The organism is Bacillus sp. JJ1521 (assembly GCF_036965165.1).
GTDB lineage: Bacteria > Bacillota > Bacilli > Bacillales > Bacillaceae_L > Ferdinandcohnia.
The window spans coordinates 1-12,895 of the sequence record NZ_JBALOX010000012.1 but is presented as its reverse complement, the minus strand read 5'-3'; the positions used below and the strand labels follow the sequence as shown (position 1 = coordinate 12,895).

Sequence of the window (12,895 nt, the reverse complement as noted above, 5' to 3'; positions counted from 1 at the left end):
TTTTTTATTTTGTCCAAAAAAGGAGGAACAACAATGCAAGCAAGATTACTTGAGCTGAAAGAAGAGGCTCTTGCAAAAGTAGAGGCTGCAACGAATCTTAAAGAATTAAATGATATTCGTGTTGCTTATTTAGGTAAAAAAGGACCGATTACAGAAGTACTAAGAGGAATGGGTAAGCTTTCTGCTGAAGAGCGTCCAAAAATGGGGGCCCTTGTCAATGAAGTCAGGGAGCAAATCACTGAAAAATTAACTGCAAAACAAGAACTACTCGAAAAAGAAGAAGTCGAAAGAAAACTTGCTACAGAAACAATCGATGTAACACTTCCAGGTAGACCTGTTAATGTTGGGGGACCTCACCCGCTAACTAAGGTAATTGAAGAAATTGAAGATTTATTCCTAGGTATGGGTTATTCAATTGCGGAAGGACCTGAAGTAGAAAAGGATTATTACAATTTTGAAGCGTTAAATCTACCGAAAGATCACCCTGCAAGGGATATGCAGGATTCATTTTATATCACCGAGGATATTCTTCTTCGGACGCAGACATCTCCAGTTCAAGCAAGAACAATGGAAAAGCATGAAGGCAAAGGTCCTGTAAAAATCATTTGTCCCGGTAAGGTGTACCGCCGTGATAATGATGATGCGACGCACTCTCACCAATTCACGCAAATTGAAGGATTGGTTGTCGATGAGAACATTCGCATGAGTGACCTTAAGGGTACTTTAAATACATTTGCGAAGAAAATGTTTGGTGAAGACCGTGAAATTCGTTTACGCCCAAGCTTTTTCCCTTTCACTGAGCCTTCCGTAGAGATGGATATCTCATGCTTTAAATGTGGCGGGGATGGCTGTAATGTATGTAAAAAGACAGGTTGGATTGAAATTTTAGGTGCTGGTATGGTTCACCCAAATGTACTTGAAATGTCCGGCTTTGATTCAAAGAAATATACAGGATTTGCGTTCGGTATGGGCCCAGAGCGTATTGCGATGTTGAAATATGGAATTGATGATATTCGTCATTTATACACAAATGATAATCGTTTCATCAAACAATTTAATCGGGTCTAAGGAGGGAGAAAGAGAATGTTTGTTTCATATAAATGGTTACAGGAATATGTTGATTTATCGGGTGTAACTGCGGAAGAGTTGGCAGAGAAAATCACGAGAAGTGGTATTGAAGTTGAAGGTGTTGATCATTTAGGAGAGGGCATTAGCGGAATTGTTGTCGGTCATGTCCTTGAATGCGAGCAGCATCCGAATGCCGACAAATTAAATAAATGTCTGGTTGATGTAGGCGAAGGTGAGCCTGTTCAAATTATTTGTGGAGCACCAAACGTTGCAAAAGGCCAAAAGGTCGTAGTTGCAAAGGTTGGAGCTGTCTTACCGGGCAATTTTAAAATCAAAAAGGCAAAGCTTCGTGGCGAAGAATCAAACGGAATGATTTGTTCCCTTCAAGAGCTTGGTTTTGAATCAAAGCTTGTTTCAAAAGAATACTCAGAAGGAATTTTTGTATTCCCGAATGATGTTGAGCCAGGAGCTGACGCACTAGCTCAATTAAATCTTGATGATAAAGTTCTTGAGTTAGGATTAACACCTAATCGTGCTGATGCTATGAGCATGATGGGGGTTGCTTATGAGGTTGCGGCTATTTTAGGAAAAGACGTAAACCTTCCACAACCGAAAGTAACCACTTCAGCGGAAAAAGCGGAAGACTACATTTCGATTTCAGTAGAAGCGCAGGAAGACAATCCTTTATATGTGGCACGAATAGTGAAAGATGTAAAAATCGGACCATCCCCATTATGGCTTCAAACACGTCTAATGGCTGAAGGAATCCGCCCACATAATAATGTTGTGGATATTACAAATTATATTTTATTAGAATATGGTCAACCATTACATGCATTTGATTATGACCGTCTTGGTTCTAAAGAAATTCTAATTAGACGTGCAAACAACGGAGAAAAGATTATAACATTAGATAATGCAGAGCGTACATTAACAGAAGAGCACCTTGTAATTACAAATGGAACAGTTCCAGTTGCACTTGCGGGTGTAATGGGTGGAGCAAATTCTGAAGTAAAAACTGACACTACAACTGTATTAATTGAATCTGCTTATTTTACAGGCAGTACGATCCGTAAGTCATCTAAGGATCACGGTTTACGCAGTGAAGCAAGTGCGCGTTTTGAAAAAGGAATTGATCCTAACCGCACACGTGAAGCAGCAGACCGTGCAGCTGAACTTATGAAAGAGCTTGCTGGTGGTATCGTTCTTGATGGTGTTGTAGCTGTTGACACGCTTGATATTCAACCAGTAAATGTTTCTGTAACACTTGAGAGAATCAATAAAGTGTTAGGAACTGAAATTTCAAAGGAACAAGTTGAAGAGATTTTTACAAATCTAAGATTCTCATTTACTGTAGATAATGACACATTCCACGTTACTGTGCCTACTCGCAGACCAGATATCACAATTGAAGAGGACTTAATCGAGGAAGTAGCTCGGATTTTTGGATATGATGAATTACCAACAACTCTTCCAATTGGTGATTCAAAACCAGGTAGATTAACGGGCTATCAAGCAAAGCGCCGTCTAGTTAGAAGATTTTTAGAAGGTGTTGGTTTATACCAAAGCATCACATACTCACTAACAAGTGCGGAAAAAGTAAATAAATATGCACTTGAACGTAGTGAACCAATTCGACTAGCAATGCCTATGAGTGAGGAGCGTAGCCTTTTAAGGTTAAGCCTTCTTCCACATTTACTAGAGGTAGTATCGCATGACCTTGCTCGTCAAATTGATAGTGTGGCAACCTATGAAACAGGTTCAGTATTTATTACTCGACCAAACCAAGAACTGCCAGAGGAAAAGGAACATCTATCGATTGCTCTAACAGGCTCATGGTTATCACCAACATGGCAGGGAGAGAAAAAAGCAGTAGACTTCTATGTTGTAAAAGGAATTTTAGAAGGTCTATTTGAAAAGCTTGGTCTTGAAAATAGAACTTCATTCCTACAGGCGAGAGTGGAAGGTATGCACCCTGGTCGTACAGCTACAGTGTTATTAGATAACAAAGAAATTGGATTTGTTGGTCAAGTTCATCCGATTGTTCAAAAGGACTTAGATTTAACACCAACTTTTGTGGCTGAATTATCATTAAAGGATCTTTTAGAGGCAGATGTTGAGGAAATTCTATATCAGCCAATTCCACGATTCCCTTCAATGACTCGTGACATTGCACTTGTTGTAGATAAGTCGGTAGCTGCGGGTGATATGAAACAAGTCATTATTGAAGCGGGTGGAAAACTACTTCGTGATGTTACCATTTTTGACTTATATGAAGGAGAACGTATGGAGTCTGGTAAAAAATCAGTAGCATACTCAATTAAGTATTTTGATCCAGAGCGTACTCTAACAGAGGAAGAAGTAACAAAAGCGCATGAAAAAGTACTAAAAGCTGTTGCAGAAAAATTCGATGCAACATTACGTTCATAATGAAAATGGAGTGGGAATTATGCCCCACTCCATTTTTTATGTCTAGATCCAGGCGCCATCGGCTCGCTCGAGGTCATAAGCCAATCGCTTTGGAAGGTAAAAGGCACCTTCTGTCAGCGCTNNGGACGTGGCGGTAGTTAGTAAATGTTCCTCAGTGCGGGCGCCTTGTGCTTTTCTTATACTCCAGCTATTTTCTTTGCTTTTTGCGTATTTGCAAAATGCAGTTTAGTAAAAGTGTTTAACGCACTAATTCCTCGTTTTTTAATGAGTTTAGCCGCAACTACATCAACCTGTGCTCCGGCTCCTTTCTTTAACTCTAAACCAGCCTTTTCACTTAACTTATCAAATTCCTTAATAAACGCATATCTTGCAATGATTGAAGCGGCTGCGACTGATAGGTGGACGCCTTCTGCTTTCGTACTGAAATACACTCGGTCCTTAATGATTTCCTTTTGACCCGAAAGATGTCTAAAATACACATCAGGAACAGCAAACTGATCGATTAAAATTCCATCCGGTGTAGCGGGGGCAATTTTTTTAAGGACATGTCCAATTGCCTGATTATGCAGCAATGCTTTCATTTTTCCTTGAGTCATACCTTTTGCTTGGAGATCATTGTATTTTTCATTATGTAAAATTAACAGGCTATATGGGATTACATGAATGATTGATTCTGCAATCTCGTAAATTTGTTTATCATTTAAATCCTTGGAATCTTTAACCCCAAGTTCCTTAAGTAAAGCAAACTTATCATTAGAAACATAGGCGGCAACGACTGTCATCGGACCAAAATAATCACCTGTCCCAACCTCATCGGAACCGACCATCGATAATGTTCCTATATTGGGTGGTAAGCCACTATTCTTTGCCACCGATTTCTTTGTAGTTGTGGTTTTAGTTGATGCTTCAGAGTTTCCCCATTTTTCAGCTTCAACTAATGCGCTATTTCCTTGAAACAATACTTTCCCAGACTTATATGCTGTAATTGTACAACTTGAAAGTTTGGCAACAAATATTCCGCCCTGTGGGACTTTATCCTGCAACTGATTTTTATATTGCATCTTCATTTTTTCAATGGTATTTAGGGTACATTTTAATACAGCATTAGACAAAAATAACAACCCCTATATAAAATTAGATAAAATTCATTCTAATCTATCATAACGTTTGTTGAGATTTCTTTCCATAAATATCGTGTTCATGGTATTATTATCTGTAGGATTGACTAGAATGGAGGCCAACTACTTGTCACAGCCACAAAAAACAAGAACAACTGTAGATATATATGGACAGCAATATTCGATTATCGGTTCTGAGAGCACAAGCCATATACGCCTTGTGGCCTCAATTGTTGATGATAAAATGAGAGAAATTAGCGGTAAAAATCCGACACTTGATATTAATAAACTAGCAGTATTAACAGCCGTTAATATTGTACATGAACATTTAAAGCTAAAAGAAGATTATGAAGAACTTGAAAAATATGTAGAACAAGTAAAAAACGAAAAGGATTGACGTGATATGTTCGATTTAGTCTTAATAATCATCCTTTTAATGGGATTTTTAATTGGTTTAAGAAGAGGATTTATTCTTCAAATCGTTCATCTTACTGGATTTATTGTTGCATTTATCGTTGCATACCTCTATTATGATGAACTAATGCCAAAATTAATATTATGGATTCCATATCCAACATTCGGTGATGCTGATGCCATCAAGTTTTTATTTGATAGTACAAATTTAGAAACTGCCTATTATCGTGCAATTGCCTTTGCAATTATTTTCTTTGCAACAAAATTCCTATGGCAAATTATTGGCTCGATGCTAGATTTTCTTGCAAATCTACCAATTTTAAAACAAATCAATGGGTGGGCTGGAGGTCTACTAGGCTTCGTTGAAGTATACTTAATTGTATTTATCGTGCTTTATATCGGAGCACTACTTCCAGTAGAGATTGTTCAGTCTAATCTCAATGATTCTTTTATGGCGAAAATGATCGTTCAGCACACACCATTCTTTACCGGAAAAATCAAGGATATGTGGATTTAACTTCTCTTTGCGGGGAAGTTTTTTTTGTCCCGCATTAACTGGCAGTAAGACCCCTGCTACAAGGCTACAAGGTATTTCAAAGAAGTAAAGGTAGGGGATCAATTGCAAGTAAAAGCCCGATTGGGTCAACTAACATTCAGTGAGGGATGAGGGAAACCCCCACTGAATGAAGTTTCACTTTATGAAAATCTTTATTCTTCCACAATAAGTGACTTTTTTGCAAAAAATCTGTATCATTTTGGATAGAACAAATACGCTTTGGCGTATTTGCGCCCGATTTTTTAGACCCACACGATGTGGCGTTCTTAGTCTTTGATCGTATGCTCGAAAAATTTCCATTGAAAAATCGTGGCATCCGCCTGAGGCTAATTTTATTCAGTCGGAATTTAACCCAGACTGAATAAAATAAATCGTATGGAATAAGGTAGGTGGTTACAATGACAATCAATAAAAAAGATGTAATCCGTCTTTTAGAAACTATTGCAATTTATATGGAACTAAAAGGGGACAATCCCTTTAAAATATCAGCCTTTCGAAAAGCAGCAGCAGCCCTTGAGAATGATGACAGAAGCTTATCGACAATCGATGACTTCACAACTCTACCAGGCATAGGAAAAGGAACAGCAGCGGTCATAAACGAATACATAGAGACAAGCGAGTCAAGCGTACTTATTGAGCTCAAAGAAAAAGTGCCAGAAGGACTTATTCCATTGCTAAATCTGCCTGGACTTGGTGGCAAAAAAATAGCCAAGCTTTATCAGGAACTAGGTATTGAAGATATGGAAATGCTAAAACAAGCATGCATTAATGAAAAAATTCAACATCTAGCAGGCTTCGGAAAGAAAACAGAAGAAAAAATACTTGCTGCTATTGAGGACCATGGCAAACGACCGGAACGCTTGCCGATTGCTTTAATGCTGGCGCTAGCTGAAGAAATCGAAAAACAGCTAACCGGGATGGAGGAAATCATTACATTCTCCCGAGCAGGAAGCCTTCGCCGTATGAGAGAAACAATCAAGGATCTCGATTTTATTATTGCAACTAACGAGCCCGAAAAAGTGCGAGAACAGCTTTTACAGTTAAACGGTATTAATGGAATTATCGCGAGTGGCGATACGAAGGTTTCTGTACAAATCTCATACAGCTACGATATTTCGGTCGATTTCCGTCTTGTGAAACCAAATGAATTTGCAGCCACACTTCATCATTTTACTGGAAGCAAAGAGCATAATGTGAGAATGAGGCAATTAGCGAAAGAACGTGGTGAAAAAATTAGTGAGTATGGTGTTGAAAACAGTGAAACAGGGGAAGTAAAAACCTTTGAATCAGAAGAAGAATTCTATCAATATTTTGGACTTGCCTTTATCCCGCCGGAACTTAGAGAGGATGGATCAGAGGTAGATGCATTCCATAATGAAGTAGAACATATTAAGCTTGAAGACATAAAAGGTGACCTCCATATGCATACATCCTGGAGTGATGGAGCCTTTACCATCGAAGAAATGGCCCAGGCTTGCAGGAACAAAGGTTATCGTTATATGGCGATTACAGACCATTCCCAATATTTACGTGTTGCAAACGGACTTACATCAGAGCGTTTACTAGAACAACATAATGAAATTAAAAGGCTAAATGAAAAATATAATGATTTTACAATATTTACTGGTGTTGAAATGGATATCCTACCTGATGGTAGTCTTGATTATGACGACGAAATTATCAGGGACGTTGATGTTGTGATTGCTTCTATCCATTCAAGCTTCTCTCAGCCAAGAGAGAAAATCATGAAGCGTTTGAAAACAGCTTTAGAAAATCTACATGTGGATATCATCGCACACCCGACAGGAAGGATATTAGGGCGCAGAAAAGGGTATGACGTAGATGTAGATATGTTAATTGAATTAGCAAAAGAAACGAATACAGCTTTAGAATTAAATGCGAATTTGAATAGGTTGGACCTTTCTACAGAATATATCAAAAAGGCACAAGAGAAAGGCGTAAAATTAGTCATTAACACGGATGCACATAATATCGATATGCTAGAAGATATGGGATATGGCATCTCCGCAGCAATAAAAGGTTGGATCCAAAAGGAAAATGTCATTAATACTTGGGATAAGGATGAACTAATCGCTTATCTTAAACGGAATTTATAGGATTAAAAAGGATCCTAGACGTTGGAGCAGTTGGTGCAGGAAGGAGTCACAGCATGCAACCACGAGTTTTAAAGGTACTAGAGTTTGATAAAGTAAAAGAACAGCTAAAACAGCATGTCTCATCCTCTTTGGGAAGAGAAAAGGTAGAGAAAATGATCCCGTCCACAAATGTAGAAGAGGTTATTTTTCTACAAGAGCAAACAGATGAAGCGGCAAAGGTATTGCGTTTAAAAGGAAATGTTCCGCTAGGAGGATTAACAGATATTAGAGCCTCTATAAAGCGGTCTAGCATAGGTGGAGCCCTTAATTCAATGGAGCTATTAGACATAGCTGGCGCAATTTATGCGGGTCGACAAATGAAGAAGTTTATAGAAGGCATGATAGAGGACGACATTCATCTTCCAATTCTAGGGGAACTAGTTACAAGAATCACTCCCTTATTCGAGCTTGAGCAAAAAATAAAAAACTGTATCGATGATAATGGAGTTGTCATGGATGGCGCGAGTGACAAATTGCGTGGAATCCGACAACAACTCCGCAGCAGCGAAGCAAGAATTAGGGAGAAGCTCGAGCATATTATTCGTTCATCATCTGCCCAAAAAACGTTATCGGATGCAATTATTACGATTCGAAATGATCGGTATGTAATTCCAGTTAAACAAGAATACCGTGGAACATATGGCGGAATTGTTCATGACCAATCCTCATCGGGAGCAACATTATTTATTGAACCACAATCAGTGGTCGAGCTTAATAATGTATTGCAAGAGGCAAGGGTTAGAGAAAAACTAGAAATTGATCGGATTTTACTCGAATTGTCAAATGAAGTAGCAGCCGAAGCAGAATCACTTTATCAAAATGTGGAGACCCTTGCTGAGCTTGATTTCATGTTCACAAAAGCGAGTTATAGTAAAAGGGTTAAAGGTTCGAAACCGAAAATTAATGGAAATGGCTATGTATTCATTAAAAAAGGTCGCCATCCTTTAATAGATTCGCAAGTAGTAGTCCCAAATGATATTGAGCTTGGAAAGGGCTATACTTCTATCGTTATAACAGGTCCAAATACAGGTGGTAAAACCGTCACATTAAAAACAATCGGTTTACTAACCATTATGGCACAGTCGGGTCTGCAAATTCCGGCACAGGAAGAGTCTGAGATTGCTGTTTTTGAATCCGTGTATGCTGATATCGGCGATGAACAATCCATTGAACAAAGTTTAAGTACGTTTTCATCCCATATGGTAAATATTGTGGATATTTTAAAACGGGTTGATGAAAATAGTTTAGTTCTTTTTGATGAATTAGGGGCAGGGACCGACCCGCAGGAAGGAGCTGCACTTGCAATTTCCATTCTTGATGAAGCCTACAACCGAGGTGCTAGGGTAATGGCAACCACCCATTACCCGGAGCTTAAAGCATATGGCTACAATCGTGAAGGCGTTATAAACGCAAGTGTTGAATTCGATATCGAAACATTGAGCCCTACTTATAAGCTATTAATAGGTGTTCCAGGACGAAGTAATGCCTTCGAAATTTCGAAACGACTTGGACTTTCAGATACAATTATTGGTTTAGCAAAAAGTCATATTAGCTCTGAAACGAACACAGTTGAAAATATGATTGCCTCCTTGGAAAAAAGTAAAAAGGATGCAGAACATGAACTTGATGAAGCAGAAGAGATCCGCAGACAAGCAGAAAAACTTCATAAGCAGCTTCAAGAGCAAATTCTCGAATTTAATGAACAGCGCGACAAACTATTTGAAAAAGCAGAACATAAAGCAGCTGAAACGATCAATAATGCAAAAGCTGAGGCAGAGGAAGTCATTCGTGATTTACGTAAAATGAAGCTCGATCAGCAATCGTTTGTGAAAGAACATCAATTAATCGATGCAAAAAAACGCTTGGAAAATGCTGTTCCAAAGCTTACAGAAAAAACGAATAAACAATCTGTCGCAACGAAAACAAAGAGGAAACTTGTACCCGGTGACGAAGTGAAAGTGATTAGCCTAAATCAAAAGGGACATTTAATCGAACAGGTAGGAAATAACGAATGGCAGGTCCAAATCGGGATCTTAAAGATGAAAGTAAAAGATAAAGATCTTGAGTATGTAAGTAGTCCAAAACCAGTGGAAACAAAGCCGCTCGCAACCGTAAGGGGGAAGGATTACCATGTGAGTCTAGAGCTTGACCTACGTGGTGAACGGTATGAAGATGCGTTGTTTAAAGTGGAAAAATATATTGATGATGCATTGCTAGCGGGTTATCCACGGGTTTCCATTATCCATGGAAAAGGAACAGGAGCTTTAAGGCAGGGTGTTCAAGAATACCTGAAAAATCACCGCTCCGTAAAATCAACAAGATTCGGGGAAGCTGGAGAAGGTGGAACAGGTGTCACTGTTGTTGAGCTAAGATAACTTTATCGAGTTGGGTTTCAAACCCCAATTCAATAAAGTTAAGCCTCCGGCGGATGCCGCCATTTTTTATTGGAAGTTTTTCGAGCTTAAGATCAAAGACTAAGAACGCCACATCCTGTGGCAACGTCNNTGTGGGCCTAAAAAATCGGGCGCAAATACGCCAATGAGTATTTGATTAAATATAATCTCTAATAGGGAGAGAAGATGATGGATCAATTTTGGGATAATGAATATGTGTTAACAGCTGCCAATTACAGTGTCGTCATACTGTGCATGGTTCTGTTTATGGCCATATTTGAATTGGTCACCAAATATAAAAATTGGGAAGAAATTCAAAAAGGGAACATTTCAGTCGCTATGGCTACTGGAGGAAAAATCTTTGGAATCGCAAATATATTCCGCTATTCCATTCAAAATCATGATTCACTATTCGTCATGATCGGCTGGGGGGTATTTGGATTCTTCCTCCTGCTGATTGGCTACTTTATTTTTGAATTTTTAACTCCAAAATTCAACATCGATGTTGAAATACAACAAGATAATCGCGCAGTAGGGCTTATATCCATGATTATATCAGTGGGCCTCTCTTATGTAATCGGCGCAGGGATTGGAAATGGTGGTTTTTAAATATGGAAAAGCTAGCGAAAATTTTGTTAGTTGTAAGTGGAATATTTGTAATCGTCGGATTGCTGTATCTCATTTTATAGACGTAAGGGCTGACTGGAGTAACCATCAGCCCTATTTATTTGTCATAAATACGTCGTATCAGTAACAACAATTCATGAATGTAATTGTCACGGAATATTCATTATACTATAATGAGTATAAATGGTTTGAAAATTCAAACTGGTTTTTGAATACGTCTTCGTATTCTCGAAATAAAGGTTTATAAGGGAGGTTATAAAATGGAGTTAGAAAGGCCGTGGTTAGCAAATTATCCAGAGGAAATTCCACATCAGCTTGAATATGAGAGCATTCCGATTCAAACGTACTTAAATCGAACTGCTAAAGAATTTCCAGGGAAGACTGCAGTTCATTTTCAAGGAAAAGAATTAACATTTTCGCAAGTGTACGAAGAATCTTTAAAGCTTGCAAACTATTTGGTGGAACATGGCATCAAAAAAGGAGACCGTATCGCCATCATGTTGCCAAACTGTCCACAGGGTGTTATTGCCTATTACGGTGTTCTATTTTCTGGTGCAATTGTTGTCCAGACGAACCCATTGTACACAGAAAGAGAACTTGAATATCATCTTAAGGATTCTGGTTCAAAAGCAATCATAACATTGGATATCCTTTTTCCACGCGCCTCAAAAGTGAAAGCGCTAACACAACTTGAGCACATCATTGTAACAGAAATTAAAGATTATCTACCCTTTCCAAAAAATTTGATTTATCCTTACATTCAAAAGAAACAATATGGTATTGTAGTTAAAGTTGAGCATGAGGGAACGAACCATTTACTAAAGGAAATTATTAAGAATTCAGAAGCAAAAGAAATCGAAATTGAAATTGATCCTGAAGAAGACTTAGCATTGTTACAATATACCGGAGGAACGACAGGCTTTCCAAAGGGTGTAATGTTAACACATCGAAATTTAGTAGCAAATACAATTATGTGTTCAAAATGGATGTATAAATGTAAAAAAGGAGAAGAGTCCGTCTTAGCGATTCTGCCATTTTTCCATGTATACGGAATGACCACCGTGTTAAATCTCTCGATCATGATGGCATCAAAAATGATTCTCATGCCAAAATTCGATGTAGATGCCACATTAAAAACAATTCATAAACAGAAACCTACTTTATTCCCAGGGGCACCAACCATGTACATTGGCTTATTACATCATCCAGACCTTAATAAATATGATTTATCTTCAATCGATTCCTGTATTAGCGGTTCAGCTGCGTTGCCACTTGAGGTTCAGGAACAATTTGAAAAAATAACTGGCGGAAAGCTTGTTGAAGGTTATGGTTTATCGGAAGCCTCCCCTGTAACACATGCGAATTTACTTTGGGGACATCGTGTAAATGGTAGCATTGGATTACCATGGCCAGACACGGATGCAGCCGTGTTATCAATGGAAACGGGTGAACCTATCGGATTTGGGGAAATTGGAGAAATTGCGGTAAAAGGTCCCCAGGTTATGAGAGGATATTGGAATAAACCTGAGGAGACAGAGGCAACATTTCGGGACGGCTGGTTATTAACAGGTGACTTGGGCTATATGGATGAGGACGGATATTTCTATGTAGTAGACCGCAAGAAAGATATGATCATTGCGGGTGGATTTAACATTTACCCAAGAGAAGTTGAGGAAGTCCTTTTTGAACATGAAAAGATTCAAGAGGCTGTTGTTGCAGGAATTCCTGATCCTTATCGAGGTGAAACGGTAAAGGCATACGTTGTTTTAAAAGAAGGTCAGCAATGTACTGAAGAAGAACTTGATAACCATTGCCGTAAACATCTAGCAGCCTATAAAGTTCCAAGAATATATGAATTTAAAAAGGAATTACCTAAAACGATCGTAGGAAAGGTACTGCGTCGAGTATTAGTGGAAGAAGAAAAGGAAAGACTAACAAAAATCAATTAAGAATTAGGAATCGATCAGCTCTAAAGACATCTATGTATATAACATAAGATACGTGACGAGCCTTGATATGAGCAATGGCTCTTTTTTCTTTTTACTAAATAAGAAATAGATCAAATTAAAGATGACATCTTGACAGTTGTTGCATTTGGTTTTAATATAGAATTATGAATGACTATTCATTCAT

The 12,895-nt window shown here is 38.4% G+C and carries 9 protein-coding genes; 8 read left to right on the top strand and 1 reads right to left on the bottom strand.

The genetic code is table 11. The features are described from left to right. The first annotated feature begins 33 nt into the window (after positions 1–33). Together pheS and pheT are read left to right on the top strand one after the other, a co-directional pair. Complete coding sequence (gene pheS / locus V7147_RS02835) at positions 34–1,068, top strand: phenylalanine--tRNA ligase subunit alpha (RefSeq protein WP_335366348.1); 1,035 nt, start codon at positions 34–36, stop codon at positions 1,066–1,068. A 15-nt stretch (positions 1,069–1,083) separates the two neighbouring features. Continuing rightward, positions 1,084–3,498, top strand: a complete 2,415-nt coding sequence (pheT, locus tag V7147_RS02830) for a phenylalanine--tRNA ligase subunit beta (RefSeq protein WP_335366347.1) — start codon at positions 1,084–1,086, stop codon at positions 3,496–3,498. Positions 3,499–3,674: 176 nt separating this feature from the next. On the opposite strand, the gene rnhC is transcribed toward pheT, so the two are convergent. After that, positions 3,675–4,610 carry a ribonuclease HIII gene (rnhC, locus tag V7147_RS02825; protein ID WP_335366346.1) on the bottom strand — a complete coding sequence of 312 codons (936 nt, stop codon included), beginning with the start codon at positions 4,608–4,610 and terminating at the stop codon, positions 3,675–3,677. A gap of 133 nt (positions 4,611–4,743) precedes the next feature. Between rnhC and zapA the strand changes: the two genes are divergently transcribed. The 6 genes from zapA (at position 4,744) to V7147_RS02795 (ending at position 12,711) form a co-directional block, all read left to right on the top strand. Beyond that, on the top strand, positions 4,744–5,013 hold the full coding sequence (gene zapA, locus V7147_RS02820; RefSeq protein WP_335366345.1) for a cell division protein ZapA: 270 nt from the start codon (positions 4,744–4,746) through the stop codon (positions 5,011–5,013). 6 nt (positions 5,014–5,019) lie between these two features. After that, a complete protein-coding gene (locus V7147_RS02815; RefSeq protein WP_335366344.1) occupies positions 5,020–5,547 on the top strand; it encodes a CvpA family protein in 528 nt (175 codons plus the stop codon). A gap of 437 nt (positions 5,548–5,984) precedes the next feature. Beyond that, positions 5,985–7,703, top strand: a complete 1,719-nt coding sequence (gene polX / locus V7147_RS02810) for a DNA polymerase/3'-5' exonuclease PolX (protein WP_335366343.1) — start codon at positions 5,985–5,987, stop codon at positions 7,701–7,703. Positions 7,704–7,756: 53 nt separating this feature from the next. Further along, positions 7,757–10,117: an endonuclease MutS2 gene (locus V7147_RS02805; protein ID WP_335366342.1), complete on the top strand. Its 2,361-nt coding sequence runs from the start codon at positions 7,757–7,759 to the stop codon at positions 10,115–10,117. Positions 10,118–10,324: 207 nt separating this feature from the next. Further along, positions 10,325–10,744: a DUF350 domain-containing protein gene (locus V7147_RS02800; protein WP_335366341.1), complete on the top strand. Its 420-nt coding sequence runs from the start codon at positions 10,325–10,327 to the stop codon at positions 10,742–10,744. Positions 10,745–11,022: 278 nt separating this feature from the next. Next, positions 11,023–12,711 carry a long-chain-fatty-acid--CoA ligase gene (locus V7147_RS02795; protein WP_335366340.1) on the top strand — a complete coding sequence of 563 codons (1,689 nt, stop codon included), beginning with the start codon at positions 11,023–11,025 and terminating at the stop codon, positions 12,709–12,711. The last annotated feature ends 184 nt before the right edge of the window (positions 12,712–12,895 follow it).